Here is an 18983-nt window from a genome sequence, read left to right as displayed (position 1 = left end):
GGACCCAGCCTCGAGCCCCGGCGGGGGCTTCATCCGCGAGCCCCAGCGGGGGGTTAACCGCCGTGCGCGGCGGCCTCCTGCTCGCGCTGCGCCCACGCCGCCACATCGCCATGGTTGAGGGCCAGCGCGATGAGTTCGGGGAAGGCATCCGGCGTGCAACCGAACGCCGGCAACCCCTGATCGGCAAGGCGCTGGGCGACCTCGGTGGAGTACCCCGGCGTGCCCGCGTCCGTCAGCGCCAGCAGCACCACCACGCAGACTCCGCTGGCGCGCAGGTCGACCAGCCTGGCCAGCATCGCCTCGGGATTGCTGTCGAAGAGGTCGCTGATCAGCACGAGCACGGAGGCGCGCGGATCGGTGATGAGCCCGGCGCAGTAGGCCAGCGCGGGGGCCGTGTCCGTTCCGCCGCCGAGCTGGGTGCCGAAGATGACGTCGACGGGGTCCGCGAGCTGGTCGGTGAGGTCCACCACGGCGGTGTCGTACACCACCAACGACGTACGCACGGCCCTGATCGACGCCAGCACGCAGGCGAGGATCGAGGCGTACACCACCGAACTCGCCATCGACCCCGACTGGTCGACGCAGAGCACGACGTGCCGCTGGAAGCCGCTCTGCCGGCGCGCGTAGCCGACCAGCCGCTCGGGCACGACGGTGCGGTAATCGGGCTGGTAGTGCTGGAGATTCGCCCGGACCGTGCGGGCCCAGTCGATGTCGGCGTGCCGGGGCCGGCGGGTCCGGGCCGCCCGGTGCAGCGCCCCGCGTACGGCCTGCCGGAGCTTGTCGGCGAGGCGGGCCTCGACGTCGTCGACCACGCGGCGGACCACCTCCCGCGCCGTCGCCTTGGACGCCTCCGGGATGACCCCGCGCAGCGCGGCCAGCGTCGCGACCAGGTGGACGTCGGGCTCGACGCTGGCCAGCATCTCCGGTTCCAGCAGGAGGCGGCGCAGCCCGAGCCGCTCGATCGCGTCCGACTGCATGACCTGGACGACGCGGCTGGGGAAGTACGTGCGGATGTCCCCCAGCCACCGCGCCACCCGCGGGGCCGACGCGCCCAGGCCGGGGGCGCGGTCGGCCGGGGCGTCCGGACTGTCGGGTCGGTCCGTGGCGGGGTCGCGCGGGCCGCGGTCGTAGAGCGCGGCGAGCGCGAGGTCCATCGCCCGCTCGTCGCTGGTCAGGTCGGTGCGTTCGCCGTCCGGGTCGGCGCCGAGGGCCAGCCGCCAGCGGCGGTCCCGGTCGACGGCCGGATCCGGGATGGCGGCCGGGTCGCCTCCCTCCCGTTTGACGTCGCGCCCCGCGTCATATGTCGCGCCGTCGCCGTACGTCGCGTCGTCGCCGTGGGTCGCGTCGCCACCGCCGACGTCGTACGTCGGGTCGCGCGGCGAGCCCGAGGCGTCGCCGAGCACGTCGTAGGTCGGGTCCGCCCGGCCCGGGATCTCGGTCATGCCGCGCCGCCCGCCCCGGGCACCGCGCGGGCCGCGCGCCCGTGCAGGAGCAGTCCCGCCAGCTCCAGCAGCGGCGCCGCCGCGGCCCAGTCCTCCTCGGCGACCGCGTGACCCAGGGAGTCCGCACCGCCCGGCCCGCCTGGCCCGGCCGATCCGGCGGGCCCCGCCTGACCTGCCGCTATGCGCGTCGCGAGCCGGCGCCGGGCCGGCGGATGCCAGGCGCCGAACGTCCGCCGCAGGATCGGCAGCACGTCCTGGAAGGCCGCGGCGCCGATGCCGCTGAGCCAGTCGTCGAGGATCTCGATGAGCCGGTCGTCGTGCAGCACGAGCAGCGGGTTGCCGGCGAGGAAGCCCTCGACCCAGGCCGCCTGCCGGCCTGGGTCGGCGCCCGGCGACAGGGCCCGGGACAGCCGCGCCGCGCCGTCTTCCGCGTCGAGCTGGCCGGCGTCGAGCAGCAGCCGGACCAGCCGTCCCGCGACCAGCCCGGGGACGTCGCGCCGGTCGGCCGCCGTCCGCAGCGTCTCCGACCACAGCCGCTGCGACTCCGGGCCCAGCAGCGGCACCACCGCCTGGACCTCGTCGATCGCGTCGCGCAGCTCCCGCGCGGCCTCCTCGGCGAGCCCCGAGGCGGCCGGCGGCAGCCCGGCACACGCCCGGGCCAACAGTCCCTCCCCGACGCGCTCCACCGCGGCGGCAGCGGTGCGCCGCACGTCGCCGTACCGGCGCACCCGCGCCATCGGGGGCACCGCCCGCAGCAGGGCGCCCACGTCGGCCTCGTGGGCGGCGCGCCGGTCGAGCGCGTCGAGCAGGGGCGGCAGCGCGTCGTCGAGGCCGGCGAGCAGGGCGGTCTCGATCGCGGCGGTAACCCGCGGCAGGGTGTCGGTCTCGGCGACGAGCACCGCGGTGGCCGCGGTCGCGACGGTCGTCCCGTGCCGGGCGGCGTCGACGATGCGCACCGCGAACTCCGGCCGCCAGATGAGGGTCCAGCCCTCCTTGAACGTGCCGGTGGAGGTGAGCTGATCCGGCTCGCCCCAGCCGATGCCCAGCACGGCCAGCTGGCGCAGGAAGCGCGACTTGGCCAGGTCGTGCTCCTTGCGCAGGTCGAGCGCGACGGCCCGGGCGGTGGCCTCGGGCTTCAGGCGCAGCGACCTGGCCCGGGCGCGCAGGTCGGCGTCGAGAGGGACGGTGGGCACGGCGTCGGGCACCGCCCCGAGCTCCTCGCCCACCACGGCCTCCCGGGTGACGAGGTCGAGGGTCAGTGGGTTGCCGTCGCAGAGCACGGACCAGGTGGCTTCGGTGACCTCCCCGAGCCCCGGCATGGGGCGGCCGCGCAGCCCGGCGAGCGCGTCGGCGAGGCGGACGGCCTCGATGACGTGCGCGGTGCTGACCGGGAGGTCGTGGCCGCGCAGCACCGCGGCGACGCCGGTGAGCCAGCGGGCGATGGGGTCGGTCGGGGTGGTGAAGAGGTGGTGGTACCAGCCCGGGGAGGTCACCCCGGCGCCATACCCGCTCGCCGCCGCCAGCCGCGAGTGCGTCCACGGCACCCAGGTCAGCGCGACCTTGGCCTTCGGGGCGGTCTTCGCGGCGGCGCGCAACAGGGCGGCGTCGGCGGAGGCGGGCGGCAGCTTCCCGGCGAGGGCCGGGGCGTGCCACGCGCCGCAGACCACGGCGATGCGCTGATGGCCGGCCTTGCGGGCGGCGCGCAGCCCCTGCCGCATGTGCGCCTCGCGGCGCAGGGTCTCCGGGTCCGCCTCCCCGGTGACTGCGCGCAGCTGTTCCATCGCCTCGGTGAGCAGGTCGAACGCCGCCCGCTCGCCACCGGCCCGCAGCTCGACGACGTCCTCCCACCAGGCCTCCGGGTCGTCGTACCCCGCCGCCCGCGCCAGGTGCGCGATCGGGTCCGTCCGGATCGGGTGCGCGGCGGCGTCGTCGGAGGCGGCGCCGTCCGGCGTGGGTGCCTCGGGCGCGGGTTCGTCGGTGGCTGGGGCGCGCGACCGGGCAAGCGTGAGCGCGGCGGGCAGGTCGATGAAACGCGCCGGTACGCCGTGCGCGGCGGCCCAGGTCAGCGCCTGCCACTCCGGCGAGAAGACGGCGAACGGCCAGAACGCCGAGCGCAGCGGGGCGGCTACGTCCCAGGCCAGGAGCGCCACGGGCGGCACCAGCTCCGGGTCGGCCACGAAGCTCAGCAGCGCGTCGGCGTCAGCGGGGCCCTCGACGAGGAGGCAGTCGGGCCGGTACTCGGCTAGGGCCGCCGCCACCGCCCGGGCCGACCCGGGCCCGTGGTGGCGCACCCCGAGGATCCGGGTGGCCGGCGGGGACGCGGGTGCTGGTGCGACTGCGCCGACAGCGTCTGGCGTGCGGAGGTCCGGAGCGGCCACGGTGCTCGACGTACCGGCCAGGCTCGACGTACCGGCCAGGCTCGACGTACCGGCCAGGCTCGACGTACCGGCCAGGCTCGACGTACCGGCCAGGCTCGACGTACCGGCCAGGCTCGACGTACCAGCCAGGCTCAACGTACCGGCGACGTCCGTCACGGGACCGCCTCGCGGGCGGCGCGATAGAAGTCGGTCCACTCGCGGCGGTCGCGGACGACGGTCTCCAGGTACTCGCTCCACACCACCCGGTCGGCCACCGGGTCCTTGACCACGGCGCCGACGATCCCGCCGGCGACGTCCGGGGCGCGCAGGACACCGTCGCCGAAGTGGGCGGCGAGGGCGAGCCCATGGGTGACCACGGAGATCGCCTCGGCCGTGGACAGGGTGCCGGAGGGGGACTTGATCGAGGTGCGACCATCGACGCTGAGCCCGGCGCGCAGTTCCCGGAAGATCGTCACGACGCGGCGGATCTCGGCGGCGGCGTCGGCGACTCCCGGCAACTCCAGGGCCGCCCCCAGGTCGCCGACGCGGCGGGTCACGATAGCCACCTCGTCCTCGACCGAATCGGGCAGCGGCAGCACCACGGTGTTGAAGCGGCGGCGCAGGGCGCTGGACAGGTCGTTCACGCCCCGATCCCGGTCGTTGGCCGTCGCGATGAGGTTGAAGCCCGCGTGGGCCTGCACCTCGGCACCCAGCTCGGGGATCGGCATCGACTTCTCGGACAGCACGGTGATCAGGGCGTCCTGCACGTCGCTGGGCATGCGGGTGAGTTCCTCGACACGCACCAGGCTCCCGCGCTGCATGGCCACCACGACCGGGCTGGGCACCAGCGCGTCGCGGGAGGGACCGTGGGCGAGGAGGGCGGCGTAGTTCCAGCCGTACTTGACCGCCTCCTCCGCGGTCCCCGCCGTGCCCTGGACGACGAGCGTCGAGTCGCCGCTGATGGCCGCGGCGAGGTGCTCGGAGACCCAGGACTTGGCGGTGCCGGGCACGCCGAGCAGCAGGAGCGCCCGGTCCGTGGCGAGCGTGGCCACGGCGATCTCCATGAGCCGGCGGCTGCCGACGTACTTGGGCGTGATCGCCGTCCCGTCGCCGAGTTCGCCGCCGAGCAGGTAGGTGACGACCGCCCAGGGCGACAGGTGCCAGTTCGCGGGCCGGGGCCGGTCGTCGGCCTGAGCGAGGGCGGCCAGCTCTGCGGCGTACTGCTGTTCGGCGTGCGGCCGCAGCAGCTCTGCCGTCGGGCCGGCATCGGTTGCCGCGCTTGGCCGGGTGCTGTCGTTTGATGAGGCGGCGCCGCTTGGTCGGGTGCTGGCGTTTGACGAGGCGGCGGCGCTGGCTTCGGTGGCGCTGGCTTCGGTCATGGCTGATCCTTCTCCCCGCGCGCGGGGGTCGGCTGCTTGCTGGAGTGAGCGGTGAGCACGTCGGCGATCGCGCGGCGCAGCTGGAGCGCCGCGGCGGCCTCCCCGAACGCCCGGTGCAGGGCGGCGGATTCCTGGGGCGCGAGGCGGCGGTGGAGGGCCTGGAGGTGGGCCACGGTGTCGGGCGCGATGCTCAGGTCGGCGCGCATCGCGAGCCGGCGGAGCAGGTCCGGCAGCTGGTAGCGCGTCGTGGTGAGGGTGCCGAGCCAGTCGCGGACGACGTGGGTGAGGTCGGCGGTGCCGCGGGCGTCCAGCCGATCCGGCAGCAGCGGCAGCACGGTGGCGGCCGCCGCGGGGCGTTGGCGGAGGGCCGCGCCGACCCAGGCCGCGCGCTCGGGGTCCGGCAGGACGGGGAGCAGGCGCGCGGCCTGCGCGGGGGCGCCGCGCAGCACGACCCTGGCGAGGTCGGCGTCGCTCCACCGCTCGGCCGCGGCGGCCCAGGCGTCGGTGAGGTCGAGGGGGCCGCCGTCGATCTCGGCGGGGATGCGGGCGAGGTCGGCGGCCGGAGTCCCGAGGAGGTCGACCCAGTGGCTCGGCGGCACGATCGAGCAGGCGTGGACGAGCCGGGTCCGGTCGGGGCCGCCCGGCGGGTAGAGGTCGCGGGTGGTGGCCGCGGTGGCGGGTACGCCGGTCGCCATCAGCGTCGCTTGCCGGAGCAAGCGGGTGCGCAGGGTGAGGTGGGCGCGCACGTGCGCGTGGGCACGGGAGACGTACGCCGAGTGCGGCAGCCGCGCCAGGGCGTCAGCGGCGGCGCGGCGCACGCTCAGGGCGCGGTCGTCGAGCAACCGCTCCAGGAACGGCTCGTCGGCGTCGGACAGGCCGATGGTCAGCGTCCGGACGAACTGCTCGCGCGCGTCCGCGGTCTCCCGGGCCCAGCCGGGGCCGTCGAGGAGTGCGAGACCGGTGGGCGGGTCCACCCGGCGGACTCGGGCCAGGTGGGCGAGGCGCTCGGCGAGCGTGCCGCGGTCCCAGGCGTCGGGGTCCGCGGGACCGGCCGGTGCGGCTGGTGCTTCTGCCCGGACGGCGTCGGAGGAGTCGGCGGGCGCGGCGCGTGCAGCGCCGGTGGGGTTCGTGCCGGTGGGGTTCGTGCCGGTGGGGTTCGTGCCGGCAGGGCCGGCGCCGGTGGGGCCGGCGCCGGCGCGCGCCAGGTGTTTCGACCACGTGCTGTCGAGGGCGACGAGGGCGCGCCCGCGGTCGTCGAGGAGCGCGGCGACGGTGCGGGCGATCGCGGGCCGATGCGCGTCCGCGAGGAGGTCGAAGAGCAGCGCGGGCGGCAGCGTGAAGCCGCGCTCGGCGGCGCGGGAGAGCGCCTCGGCTTGGAGCGGCTCCGCGGCCCAGCCGCTCTCCCGGATGCGGTGCAGGAGCGCGACGAACTCGCGTGGCACCGGCGGGCGTGACGCGGGCGGGAGCGCCAGCGCAGGAACCGCGGTCGCGGCGGGAATGCTGGACCGGCGGACCAGCGCAACGGCCGCGGCGGCATCGAGCAGCAGCGCCGAGGCGGAGGCATCAGCGAGCGAGGGCTCGGGGCCCTCGGCCACGGGGGCCACCAGCGCCGCGAGGGGTTCGGGCAGGGCGTCCGCGGTGATCGGTCGGGTCGACGTGCCAAGCGCCGCCGCGGTCGCCAGCGTCGCCAGGGTGCGGTGGGCGTTCACAGCACCACAAGTCCCGCGTCGGTGACCAGCGCGCTGGGGCGTAGCCCGTCCTCGCCGAGTTCGCCCAGTAGCGTGCAGGGTTCGCCGCCGGTGTGCGCCGCGACATGCCAACAGCGGTCCCCGATGAGGGGCAGGGGTGGCGCCGGGCCGAAGTCGTCACCGGGCGCCACGTCGTCCGCGTCGGCCAGGGCGAAGGGTCCGTCGAGCCCACGACGTACGGTCCCGCGCACGCCCACCGGCCACACGTCGATCCAGGGATCGGCGGCGAGGGCATCCCGCCACGCCCGGCGGGCCTGCCCGATCGACAGCGCGGGCCAGGCGGGACGGGCCCCGTCGGGCCAGGCGTCGAGCGGCCGCGCGTGGTCCTCGCGCTCCCCCACCGCGGCACGCACGGCCGGCCGCCCGGGGTAGAAGTGCAGAGTCGCGCGCACGGTGGTGCCGGGGTACAGGTTCGACGTCAGCGCCTGCCCTCCGGCGGCGAAGAACAGCACCAGCGCGGGCCGGCCGGTCGCCAGGCCGCGCAGCCACACCCGGCGTACGGACACCCGTTCCTCGTCCGCGTCCCGCAGCCCGACGACGGCCCACGTGTCGGTCACCCCCGCGGTGGCCAGCACGTCCTCGGCCCGGACCGTGAACCCGAGGTGCGCCCGGACCGTGGCGACGAGGTCGTCGGGCAGGTCCGCGCGATGCTGCCAGGCGCGGGTGAGCAGGTGGATCTCGCCGAGTCCGGCGGTGAGCGTCTCGTGCCAGTCGGGCGCGGAGTCGGGGACGAGAGCCAGGGCGCGCAGCCGGGCGGCGACGCCGGGGGCCTGCGCGTCGACCATGCGGGCGGCCTGTTCGGCGAGGCGCTCGGGGCGGCGGACGGCGTCATGAGCGAGGCCCCGGGAGAGGAGGTCGTGCAGGTACCGGTCCAGGTCCGCCAGTCCAGCGTCCACGCGGGCGTCGCGCTCGGCGGCACGTTGGGCGGCGGCGGCCGGGTCGGCGGGGGCCCGGGTCGTGGCACCACCCGCCTCGGCGTTCGGCGCGGCGGCGCGGGCGCCTCGCTCGGCGGCGGCTGACCAGGCGGCGGCGAAATCCGCGGCGACGCCCTGCTCGTCCACGTGCCCGTCGGCCCAGAGATAGAGAAGCGCGATCGCGTGCTTGCAGGGGAACTTCCGCGAGGGGCAGCTGCAGGCATAGCGGGGGGCGGCGAGGTCGATCGACACTTGGTAAGGCGTGCTGCCCGACCCCTGGCACCGCCCGAACAGCAGCGTGCCGGTGTGGCCGACGTCGCGCCACGGGGTGGGGATCGCGAGCCGGCGGCCGGCCTTGCGGACCTGGTCGTCGGGGGCGGCGCGGTCGACCCGCTCGGGGGTCCATCGGTCGCGCGCCGCCACGCGGCTCACGATAGCCCGCGGGTCCGACAGCGGTCGCGGGCCTGATCAGTCGGGCAGCGCGGCGCGGGCCGCGGTCGCGGCCTGCCAGGTCTGGGTCGCCTCGGCGACGCGCGCGCGGGCCTCGCCGGCCTCCGTCGCGGCAGCGTCCGCCTGGTCGGCCGCGGCGCGCTCGTCGCGTTCCGCAGCGGCGAGGAGGGTGCGGATCTCCTCGGTACGTCGTCGCGCGGCCTCGCCCTTGTCGCCGGCGTCGACCGCGGCGAGTTCGGCCGCGGTGACCTGGCGCTCGGCGTCGCGCAGGGCCTGCTCCGCCTCCGCCACGACGGTCGCGGCGCGGTCGCGCTCGGCCTGGCGTTCCCGCGCCTCGGTTCGCTCGCGGGCCGCCTGGTCGGCCTGGTCGGCCTGGTCGGCCCGCAGTTTCTGAGCCTTCCGCCGGTTCGCGGCCGGCTCGGGCTCGGGGTCGGTCCCGGGCTTGTGTTCGGCCTGTTCGTCCGGCTGGGCACCTTCGCTGGTCCGCTTCGAGGCCTCGGCCTGGTCAGGCGTGGGGTCCGCGGTGGGGGCGCGCCTGGTCGGGGGCTGCGCCGCCGGGAGCGCGGCCACCGCATCGTCGAGTTCGACCTCGCCGAACCCGGCGTACGACAACGCCCGCACCAACCGCCCCGACGTCACCGCGTCCGCGGCGGCGGGATCGGCGAGCGCGGCGACGAACGTACCGCGCACCTCGTCGGCGGCGGCGCCCAGGGCTTGACCACGGGCGGCGGCGACGGTGCCGGCGGCGTGCACCGCCCGTTCCAGCAGGTCGTCGCGGTCCGGCCGGAGTGCCTTCAGCTCGGCCGCGTCGAGGGTCGCCTGGGCGTCGCGAAGCCGTACGCCGAGCGCGGCGAGATCCTGCGTCAGGTCCGGGTTGGCGCGGACCAGCTGGTTGATGGCCCAGGCGGCGACCGTGGGGCGGCCCAGCTTCTTGACCGCCGCGGCGGCCGTCTTGTCACCGGCCTTGCGCAGCGCCGCCGCGGCGGCGTCCCGGGCGGCGACGAACTGGTCGCGGTCGAGGGCGTACAGCTCCGCGATGGCGCCGGCCAGGGCCTCGTCGTCGGCGCCGCTGATGTCGCTCACCGGCTCATGATGCCCGCTGGACCTGCGGACGGCGCGCACAGCACCTCTTTCCTCCGACGGCGCCGGTTTGCGCCAGGAACACCTGCTGCAGCGGGTTCTTCTGTGGGAAGCCGACGCTTCGGTTGGAAAACCGCTCCTCCGTGAGATCGAGCCAGCAGCACGCGTGAGACACTGTCCCGGTGCCCGTCACCGGCGGGTCCAGCCCTCGTAGCTCAGGGGATAGAGCACCGCTCTCCTAAAGCGGGTGTCGCGCGTTCGATTCGCGCCGGGGGCACCATCCATTTCCGCAGGTCAAGGCCTCCCCTCGCACGGGCGGAGGCGCAGGCTGCCCCCATCACGGCCGCCGGTGGTCCCCATCTAGTCCGCGCCCCTGCGCGCCCGCGTGCTGCCCCACGGTATGACGGCTTGCATGACATCTTGCCGCGAGGAGCTTGAACAAGTTAACTTGATACCGTGGTGGTCGAGCCCATCGTCGCTCGTTCCGCTTTCAAACACGGCGTGAGCGAGGAGGACATCCTGCATGCGTACCGCAACCCAGTGCTGGTCTTCGACCTTGACGACAGGTTCACGATGATCATCGGGGCCAATGCCACCGCGATCATCTTCGAGGTCGGCGTTGTGGAAGGCGAGACAGCCGACGTCATCGTGCATGCGATGCGTGCCCGCGAGAAGTTCCTGAGGTGATGACCATGCCCCGCTCGGTTGACGAGATCCTTGCCCACGCCGACGAGCTCGCCCAGCGATTCGAGGACTTCGAGCCCGACCCCGCCCGGGAGCGCGACCCCGCCGCGATCCTGATGCTGCGCGAGGCCGCTCTAGAGCGGTCCGTCGCCGAAGCTCACGTGCGCGACGCCGTACGACGTGCCCGAGAAGCCAAGGTGCCCTGGTCGACCATCGGTGCCTACCTCGGCACCAGCGGGGAAGCCGCCCGGCAACGCTACGGACGAATGAGCGCCTAGTCACGCCGACCGTTGAGCCGCACCAGACGTCCTCGGTGACCGAGGAGCGTCCCTAGCTCGTATCAGCGCGGCCCGAGCGCGCTCTCTCCCGGCGTACCCCGTCGTCACTCAACGTCGAGAGCGCCTGGAGGCCAACCGTGTTCACGATCCGCTTCGTCACCGAGAGGTACGCCCCCAACCAGACCGTGGTCCTGCGCTGGGCGCCGCACTGGGACCTCGACCGCGGCGGGGTCTATATCGACGGTGCGTGGACCTTCGACATCGACGAGGCCGCCTTTCCCGGCGGCATCGAGTTCAAGTTCGCGCTCACCCCGGGTCGGTGGATGACCGGGAACAACCTGATGATCCCCGCGAACCAACTGGCTGGAATCCACGAGTACGCCGAGGCCCAGGTTGAGTTCGACTGGAACACGGAGGTCGTCACCGAGAACGGACTGGTGCCGCAGCGCTTCTTCGTGCGGAACACGTCCCCCGATCACGAGTACGACGTGATCGTGGTGGGCTCCGGCATGGGCGGGGGTGTCCTGGCCTCCGAGCTGGCGCACGCCGGCGCCGACGTACTGGTCCTCGAAGCCGGCTCCTACCTGTTCCCGACGCACGTCGGCAACCTGCCCCGGCGCCTCAAGGTCGGCGCCTTCGACAAGCACATCTGGTCCCTCTGGGACGACTTCAAGGTCGTGAACTACGCCCCCAACCCGGCGTTCCAGGGCGGCCAGGCCTTCGCGCTGGGCGGGCGATCCCTGTTCTGGGGCGGCCTGATTCCGCGGCAGACGCCCTGGGAACTCGCGGCCTGGCCGGCGCCGATCCGCACCGACCTGCTCGCCGGCGGGTACGCCGCAGCCGAGCGCAAACTCAACAGCACCCCGCTGACGGCCAGCCAGTACCAACAGGACAGCAAGACGCACCTCGCCAAACTGCTGCCCGGGTTCACCGCGACGGACGCCCCCATGGCGGTGCAGTATCGGGGCTCGACCAGCCTCGCCGTCTCGGCCGGGCTGTTCTCGACCGCCGATCTCCTCATGGAGGACCGCCTCCTCGACGATCCGGGGAAGAACCACCGGCCGCCGACCATCAACCTCAACACCGCCGTCTGGTCGGTCCTCATCGACCCCGCCAGCCCGCACCGCGTCACCGGCGTCGCCGCCTGGGACCTGCTGGCTCGCCGCCAGCGCACCTACCGGGCCAAGACCGTCGTGCTCTGCGCCGGCACGATCGAATCCGCCAAGATCGCTCTCCAGAGCGGCCTTCAGGACCCCAACCAGCTCATCGGGGTGGGGATCACGGACCACACGATCCGGTACCGCCACTTCACGCTGCCGCCGAACTCGCCGTACTCCAGTCACGACGAGTCCGCCAAAGTGCTCCTCCAACACCCCGGCGCCACCGCGGCCGCGCACCCCTTCGACGTCGTGGTCGAGTTCGGGGCGGAGTTCAATCAGGGACGGTACGTCGACCCGGCGCACCTCGCCCGCGAGCGGGCGTTACGGGCCGACTGGATGCTCTGCGAGGCCGTCTTCATGTGCTACGCGGACCTCAACGACGCCAACAGACTGACCGTGACCGGCAACCCGGCCGACGACGCCCAGATCACGATCGCCGCGTCCCCGCCCCCCGCGGCGGTGCTCGCGGAGATCGAACAGCTCGCCCAGGGCCTGTTCGCCGGGCTGGGGGCGCAGCCGGTCCTCGGGGAGGCCAACTGGCCGACGCTCGACACGGGCGCGCTCGGCGGGGTCGCCCACGAGGTCGGCACCCTGCGCACCGGGGCGGGCGGCGCGGGGGTCGTCGATGAGAACCTGAAGTTCCACGCGTACGCCAACCTCTACGCCTGCGACAACTCGGTCTTCGCCGCGTCGCCCGCGGCCAACCCGAGCCTCACGACCGTAGCGCTCAGCCTGCGCCTGGCGAGTCACCTGACGGCGTGAGCTCGCCGCATTGCAGGGCGGCCGTCGGGTGTCTCCGGGCCGGCGCGTCCTGGGCCGTGCGCCGAAACGGTCGGTCCGCGACCATCGCCAGCGTCCCGAGGGGTCGCGGTGGTCGCGGTGGACGCGGTGGACGCGACGGTCTCGATGGGCGCGGACCAGCCGAATCGGACTTGGTCAACCGCTCAAGTTGGGCCCCTGCGGACCGAATCAGTGTCCGACGGTGAACGGCCGTCACGTCACAACCTCGGGGGAGGCCAAGATGCGGTTCTGCGCGCAATGTGGAGAGGCGGTGACGGCGGCCGACGCGTTCTGTACGTCGTGTGGCCACCGACTAGCTCCGCCACCACCATCGACCGACCAGCTCGCAAAGATCCTCGGTGAGCAGGCCGACGCGGCGGGACAGGCCGCGGATCAGTCCGCTGCCGCTCCGCTCGTCGCCTCGACGCTCTCGGCCGGTCCTGGCTCGGCCGCGCCGGCCGCGTCCGGCCCCGACTCACCGGGGATTGCCGAGACCGCTCTGCCGCCCGCACCGCCCGCCTCACCAGCACCGCCCGCGCCACCGGCGCCACCGGCCGGCGTCGAAGCAGCTGGAATTGCGGCCGCCGAGATGCCTCCCGCGGGGACGTCGGCGCCCATCGTGCCGCCGGCCTCGGCCCTGCCGCCCGCTGCACCCTCGACGACCGCCGTCGCCCTGTCGGCGCGCACCGAGCAGCTTCGCCGCATGGCCCTGCGCAGCAGGGAAGGCCTCACCTCCGGCCACGTCCTCGGCGCCGCGGCGGCCGGGGCGGCCGCGGTCGTCGGCCCGTTCCTGGTCTTCTGGGGCCTCATCGGCCTCGCCATGTCGCGCAGCGAGCTGGGCCAGGTGTCCGACACGAGCGCGATCGCGGCACTGAATGCCTCCGGCCTGCTCGGGATGGGCCTCGGGGTCCCGATGACGGGAGAGGTCGCCGGGTCCGTGAAGTCATTCGGCTCCGGCGGGGTCCAGGCCAGCTCCTCGATCATGCTGCTGACCCTCACGCTGCTCCTCGCGGTCGTCCTGGCCGTCGCGGTGCGGGTAGCCCAGCGATCGGTGGCGGCCACGCCCCAGCAAGCCCCCGCTCTCGGGCTCATCAGCGCCGGCGCGTTCGCGATCGGCTCGGTGCTGCTCGTCGTCGTGAGCCGGGTGAACCAGGCCGTCGAGGTGCCGGAGCTCGGCTCGGTCTCGGTCGCCTCAGGCGTCGATCCGCTGCGCTCGGCACTCAGCGCCCTGGTCCTGGGCGCGGCCGTTGCCAGCGTCTCGTGGTGGCATGTGGCGGCCGATCGGGCCGACCGCAGGATCCGCGACAGGATCAAGCGGCTGCCCGCCGACTGGTACCGGGCAGTAGCGCTGGCCCTGCCCATCGTCGCGCTGCCGGTTCTCCTCGGGTCCGTGATCGTCGTGGTCGCCTCGGCGTACAGGGTCGCCACCAGCTCATCGGACCTTCCCGTCGGGGGTTTCTCCCTGGGTGTGGCCTTCGTCCTGGCCGTGGTGAACGCCGCGGTCCTCGCCGGCGGCGCCCTCATCGGCGGGAGCCTGTTCGCCTCGGCGGGTGCCGCCGCCGCGACGCTGGCGTCCGGGTCCGTGCGCTTCGGCCTGATCAGCGGCGGGCTGCCCACGCGGATCGTCGTCCTCTGCGTCACGAGTCTGGTGCTCATGGTGCTCCTGCTGGGCCTGCGCACCGGGCTGCGGTCCGCCCCACGGCGGCTCTCCGGCGCGGTGGCCTGGCGCACGGTTGCACTGGTCGCCGGATGCTGGTTCGTGCTGGCCAAGTTCGTGCGCGTGACGGTCGACGTCAACGCGTCCGGCTCGCTGCCACCGTTGCTGGCGAGGGAGCTCCTCGGCACCTCGTCGATCGGCGCCAGCATGCACACCAACGCCGGGCTGGGCTACCCGTCCATCCTCGTGGGATCGTCGGTGTTCACCCTGCTGGTCCTCCTCTGCGGATGGCTCCTCACCCCGCAGGTCGCCGGCCTGGCGCCCCGCTGGGCGCTGCGGATCGCCGGATCCGGGATCGACGCGGGCTGGGTTCCCCTGCTGCAGGCGGCGGCAGCCGAGCGCGGCGAGACGGCCCTTCCGGTCGCGGCCGTCGCCCCAGACACCCCAGACGCCCCAGACACCCCGGCCGAGGCTGTCGCAGCAGCGCCGGTCGACCCGACCGCACCAGTCGCGCCGGACGCTCAATCGCTCCCGGACACCCCGGCCGTCCAGGCCGACGAGCCCGTTCGGACCAGCGAACCCGTCCCGGCCAGCCAACCGATGCCGGTCGCCCAGGCAGCGGCGCCGCAACCGTTGGCCACTCGGCTCACGATGGTGGACCCCCGCGCACGGCTCGCCCTGGTGGTCTGCGGGGCCATCCTGGCCCTGGCCGTTCTCGGGCTGATCGCCAAGGCGGCGTACGGCAGCTTCATCGCCACGCCCACGAACGCCGCCGCGGGCTACCTCGACGCGGTCGCGGCCAAGGACGCCGCCGCGGCCCTCGGTCGACTCGACCCGGCCAGCAAGCGCGACCTCGACACCACCCTGTTGACGTCGCAGGCGATGGGCGAGCTGCCGAAGTACACGCTCACCGAGATCTCCGCCGACGACGACCACGCCACGATCCGGGTGGCGTTCGAGCAGAACGGGGTCGCCAACGGCTCGGTCCCGACGAACCTCCTGTTGCATCGCACGGACGGGCCCGCCGGAACGCCGGTGTGGCACGTGACGAACGGCCTCGGGTCCCTCGGTGTCGACGCTGGCTCCGGGGTGGACCCCGCGTCCGTCACCGTCAACGGCGTACCGGCTTCCTCCGGGCAACACCCGGCCTTTCCCGGCCGCTACACGGCCAGCGGCAAGAGCCTGCCCCTCAGCGCGGTCAAGGAGGACTCGTCGTTCGTCGGCGTCGGCAGCCGCAGTTCGCTGTCGGTCGGCGCGGTGATCCCCGAGCAGTACACGAAGGCCATCGAGACGGCCATCAAGGCGCACGTGGACGAGTGCGTGGCGAAGGGCCGCTCCGAGGCTCCGGGCTGCCCCTTCTCGACGTACGGCAGCTACTCCTCCCTGACGTGGTCCGTCACGCAGTACCCGGTCGTCCAAGCCACCCTCGACCAGAACGTGATCCGGGTGCGGAGCCAGCAGGACGGCCAGGTGGCCTACACGGGCGTCGGCGCGTACGCGTCCTCGGCCTCCCGCGGCACCGACCGGTTCGGCATCAACGGCACCGTCAGCTGGGACGGCAAGGCCGAGAGCCCGATCCGGTTCACGCCGGACCACTGATCGTCGGACCACTCGTCGAAGGAGCAGCACCATGCCCACCTGCGCCCACTGCGGCAGTGACCAGCCGGTCGAGGGGCTCTTCTGCCCGAACTGCGGTACGGCGACCGCCGCGCTCCCCGCCGAACCAGCGCCGGTGGCGCTGGCGGTGACCGACGAACCGCGGGTACGGCGCCGCGGGGTCGCCATCGCGGTCGCGGCCTGCGTCGCCCTGGCGGGCGTGGGCGGTACGGCGTTCGCGCTGTCGCGGCGCGGCCCGGAGCGACCGCCTGAGGCCGTCGCGACGGGCGCCACCACCGGCGCGGCGGCGTCCGGCACGACCACGGGCGCGGCGATGCCGGCCGCCCCGGCGGCGGCCACGACGGGCGCGTCGACGGCTCCGTCGACCGTCACGCCGGCGGCTCCGGCACCGGCGCCCGCAGCTCCGAGCGCGCCGGCGCCCCAGCCGGACGCATCGTCGGGGTCAGGCCAATGGCCCAAGGCTCAGCAGGAGGTCCAGTCGATCCTCGAGCGCGACTCTGATGCGGTGTACGCGCGCCTCGACGGGCGGTGGGTCGCCAAGCTCGCCTCCAAGACCGACGGCGTCACCGACATGCGGCAGCTGAGCCTCGCCGGAACGCACACGTTCGGCTGGGACGACGTACTCAACGAGCACCTGTCCCTCCGCCGCAATCCGAACCTGAACGCCACGATCCTGCTGCTCAGCAGCACCCTCGTCGGGGACGGACTCGTCTTTCCGAAGACCGGCCGGCCCTACATGACCACGATCGCGGACGGCGGTTTCGGCAGCTCCGACGCGGTTACGGCGTGGTGTCGGCGGTCCTTCCCGAGCCTGTGGGGCGACGACCTGCGCAACGCCTGTATGCCGATGCGGATGACGCGGTACTGACGCCGCGGCACCACACGGCGTACGTCCTTCGCCGCAACGCGGCCTTACGGCCGTGGCGACACGGTCTGCGCCGCCGCCCGGAGGCGGTCGGTGAGGTCGCCGACGCCGTACGAAATCACCGCAACGACGGCCCCCACCGCGGCCCCCGTCAGCGCGACGGCGCGCGTGGGCTCGAGGTGGGGGTGTGCGCGCCGCAGGGCCTCGGCGAGCTCGGGAACGTGGCCGAACAGCAGCACCGTCTGGCGCGCCGCCAGCTCCGGTTCGCGCTGGACCACGGCAAAGCGCAACCGCGTGAGCGGGTCCTCGATCGGCCGCGTCCAGGGCTGATCGTGGACAGCCCGCTGGAGAGCTCGGGCGAGCGTCTCCTCGGGCGTGGGCCTCGGGTCGAGCGGCTCGGCGAACCGATACAGGTCGGCGTCGGCGAAGAAGATGTCCACCTTGGCGGGGAAGTAGTTGAACACGGTCGCCGGAGACACCCCGGCCGCCGCCGCGATCTGATCCACGGTGGTGCCGTCCAGGCCCAGCTCATCGACCAGCCGGAGTGCGGCCTCGATGATGGCCGTTCGGGTCGCTGACTTGCGTTGGGCCCGCTTGCTTTCGACGGGCGGGCGCTCGGCGTACGGCACAATCGTAGAGTCTCTCTAAGTTTGGGATGGTGCGGCGTGCCTCCACTCTCGCGGTCAGTCCTCGTCTGTGTCCTGCCGGCGCGCGGCCATGTCGCGCCCGCGGTGGCCGTGGTCGACGAGCTGATCAGCGCCGGCCACGCGGTGCACGTGATCACCGGGCGGCGCTACCGGGACCAGTTCGTTGCCGCCGGCGCTTCGGTGACCCTGCTCGAAGCCTGCGCCGACTTCGACGACGCCGACCTCGACGCGTCGTTCCCCGCGCGTCGCGGTCTCCGCGGTCTCCGTCTCGCCCGGCACGACCTGATCGAGGCCTTCGTGCGACCCATCCCGTCGCGATGGGCCACGGTCCAGGCCGTGCTGGCCGGGTTCCCTGCCGACACGGTGCTGGTGGACCCCTTCTTCCTCGCCGGGATACCGCTGGTCCTGACGCGGCGGGCCGGCGGTCCCCGGGTGTTCGTGCTGGGGATCACCCCGGTGATGCTTCCGCCGCACGCCCCACCTGGGCGGACGGCCGGCATTCGGGAGCCCCTCACCGCGTGGGCGATGCGCCGAGCGTTGGCGCCGGTCCAATCCCTCGCGGAACAGCTTGTGCTGGAGTCGACGGGGCGGCCCCTGCCGACGTGGTTCACCCACTGGGTCGGGCTGACGGATGGGATCCTCCAGCTGACCTGCCCCGGGTTCGAGTACCCGCGCCCTCGCGCGACGACCCCCATCCACTTCGTGGGGCCGACGGCGACGAGCACCGCCCGCGACCATCCCCTCCCGCCATGGTGGGACGACCTCGAGCAGGAGAAACCGGTCATCCACGTGACGCAGGGGACGATCGCCAACGGCGACGTCAGTGCCGTCATCGAACCCAGCCTGGCGGCTCTGGCCGACCGGGAGTGCCTGGTCGTGGTGTCCACCGGCGGGGCGCCCCCGCCCGCGAACCTGCCCAGCAACGCGCGAACGGCCCGGTACCTGCCCTATGACGCCCTGCTCCCCCGCTGCGCGCTGATGATCACCAACGGCGGGTACGGCGGCGTGAACCACGCCCTGCGCCACGGGGTCCCGCTCGTCGTGGTCGGGGCCAGCGAGGACAAGCGCCCCGTCGCCCAGCGCGTCGCCTGGAGCGGCGCCGGCATCGGCATCGGCCGGGCCCAGGTCAGCGCCGCGCGGATTGCGCTCGCGACGCGACAGGTCCTCGCCGACCCCTCCTACGCGGCACACGCGCGGCGGCTCGGTGCGCAGATGGGCCGGTGCCCGCGAATTCTGGACATCCTGTGTGGGTGAGTACGCCGAGCCCCCCACGGACGACCCCGTTCACCGACAAGCCGACGTTGCGCGGCGAACTGGTCACCCTGCGCCCGATCCGCGCGGAGGACGCTGACCTGATCGACGCGATCATCGACGCCGACGACGACATCGCCGCCTCACGGGCTCCATCCACGCGAGCGCCGAAAGGCCGCAGCTCGGCGCCATCGAGCGCGTCCGCGAGATCTACGCCGGATGGGCGCGGGCCGACGATCGTCTCGTGCTCGCCATCATCGACAACACCACCGGCCACCTGGTCGGCGAGGCCGTCCTGAACGACTGGGACGAAGCGAACCGATCGTGTGGCTTCCGCACGTTCATCGGCGCGGCCGGACGCGGCCGCGGGCTCGGCACGGAGGCGACCCGGCTCATCGTCGCACACGGCCTGACCACGATGGGACTGCACCGCATCCATCTGGAGGTGTACGCCATGAACCCACGCGCCCGTCACGTCTACGAGAAGGTCGGTTTCGTTCACGAGGGCACCGGACGCGAGGCGTTGCTGTTCGACGGCGACTGGTACGACGTCCACTACCTGGCCATCCTCGGCGACTGACCGGCCACGACGTACGCCGTGCCGCCGCCTGCGTACGACGTACCGACGCCGCGCGACGTACGCGCTCGCGCGCCGCGACGACGTACGGCGACGC

13 protein-coding genes, 1 tRNA gene and 1 pseudogene are annotated in these 18983 nt (G+C 74.0%); 8 read left to right on the top strand and 7 right to left on the bottom strand.

Going from position 1 to position 18983, the window contains the following annotated elements; all coding sequences use genetic code 11:
- Positions 1-53: 53 nt before the first annotated feature.
- Genes IPK37_12355 through IPK37_12330 form a run of 6 tightly spaced genes read right to left on the bottom strand, consistent with a single transcriptional unit; the run spans position 54 to position 9373 of the window.
- Complete coding sequence (locus IPK37_12355; GenBank protein ID QQR99778.1) at positions 54-1442, bottom strand: VWA domain-containing protein; 1389 nt, start codon at positions 1440-1442, stop codon at positions 54-56.
- Complete coding sequence (locus IPK37_12350) at positions 1439-3976, bottom strand: hypothetical protein (protein ID QQR99777.1); 2538 nt, start codon at positions 3974-3976, stop codon at positions 1439-1441. The genes IPK37_12355 and IPK37_12350 overlap by 4 nt, the downstream gene beginning before the upstream one ends.
- Positions 3973-5178, bottom strand: a complete 1206-nt coding sequence (locus IPK37_12345; GenBank protein ID QQR99776.1) for an AAA family ATPase — start codon at positions 5176-5178, stop codon at positions 3973-3975. Before IPK37_12345 ends, IPK37_12350 begins: the two co-directional genes overlap by 4 nt.
- A complete protein-coding gene (locus IPK37_12340) occupies positions 5175-6887 on the bottom strand; it encodes a hypothetical protein (GenBank protein ID QQR99775.1) in 1713 nt (570 codons plus the stop codon). Before IPK37_12340 ends, IPK37_12345 begins: the two co-directional genes overlap by 4 nt.
- Positions 6884-8263, bottom strand: a complete 1380-nt coding sequence (locus IPK37_12335; protein ID QQR99774.1) for an SWIM zinc finger family protein — start codon at positions 8261-8263, stop codon at positions 6884-6886. The genes IPK37_12340 and IPK37_12335 overlap by 4 nt, the downstream gene beginning before the upstream one ends.
- Before the next feature lie 45 nt (positions 8264-8308).
- Positions 8309-9373 (bottom strand): hypothetical protein, encoded by a 1065-nt coding sequence (locus IPK37_12330; GenBank protein ID QQR99773.1) that lies wholly within the window; start codon positions 9371-9373, stop codon positions 8309-8311.
- Positions 9374-9574: 201 nt separating this feature from the next.
- Between IPK37_12330 and IPK37_12325 the strand changes: the two genes are divergently transcribed.
- The 6 genes from IPK37_12325 (at position 9575) to IPK37_12300 (ending at position 16414) form a co-directional block, all read left to right on the top strand.
- Positions 9575-9650 (top strand) — tRNA-Arg (locus tag IPK37_12325).
- Positions 9651-9829: 179 nt separating this feature from the next.
- Positions 9830-10057 (top strand): hypothetical protein, encoded by a 228-nt coding sequence (locus IPK37_12320; protein QQS02847.1) that lies wholly within the window; start codon positions 9830-9832, stop codon positions 10055-10057.
- A complete protein-coding gene (locus tag IPK37_12315; GenBank protein QQR99772.1) occupies positions 10057-10332 on the top strand; it encodes a hypothetical protein in 276 nt (91 codons plus the stop codon). The genes IPK37_12320 and IPK37_12315 overlap by 1 nt, the downstream gene beginning before the upstream one ends.
- 137 nt (positions 10333-10469) lie before the next feature.
- Positions 10470-12254, top strand: a complete 1785-nt coding sequence (locus tag IPK37_12310) for a GMC family oxidoreductase (protein ID QQR99771.1) — start codon at positions 10470-10472, stop codon at positions 12252-12254.
- A 607-nt stretch (positions 12255-12861) separates the two neighbouring features.
- Positions 12862-15528 carry a hypothetical protein gene (locus IPK37_12305; GenBank protein ID QQR99770.1) on the top strand — a complete coding sequence of 889 codons (2667 nt, stop codon included), beginning with the start codon at positions 12862-12864 and terminating at the stop codon, positions 15526-15528.
- A gap of 31 nt (positions 15529-15559) precedes the next feature.
- Positions 15560-16414 carry a zinc ribbon domain-containing protein gene (locus tag IPK37_12300; protein QQR99769.1) on the top strand — a complete coding sequence of 285 codons (855 nt, stop codon included), beginning with the start codon at positions 15560-15562 and terminating at the stop codon, positions 16412-16414.
- Between the two features lie 44 nt (positions 16415-16458).
- Here IPK37_12300 and IPK37_12295 read toward each other — a convergent pair whose 3' ends face one another.
- Complete coding sequence (locus IPK37_12295; protein ID QQR99768.1) at positions 16459-17040, bottom strand: TetR family transcriptional regulator; 582 nt, start codon at positions 17038-17040, stop codon at positions 16459-16461.
- 36 nt (positions 17041-17076) lie between these two features.
- On the opposite strand from IPK37_12295, the gene IPK37_12290 reads away from it, so the two are divergent.
- A complete protein-coding gene (locus IPK37_12290) occupies positions 17077-18312 on the top strand; it encodes a glycosyltransferase family 1 protein (protein QQR99767.1) in 1236 nt (411 codons plus the stop codon).
- A pseudogene (locus tag IPK37_12285) lies at positions 18309-18889 on the top strand (GNAT family N-acetyltransferase). The gene IPK37_12290 and the pseudogene IPK37_12285 overlap by 4 nt, the downstream one beginning before the upstream one ends.
- Positions 18890-18983 lie beyond the last annotated feature (94 nt).

The organism is Austwickia sp., assembly GCA_016699675.1.
Taxonomy (GTDB): Bacteria; Actinomycetota; Actinomycetes; order Actinomycetales; family Dermatophilaceae; genus Austwickia.
Note: the sequence above shows the minus strand (reverse complement) of the source record. Positions and strands in the feature narration are given on the sequence as shown.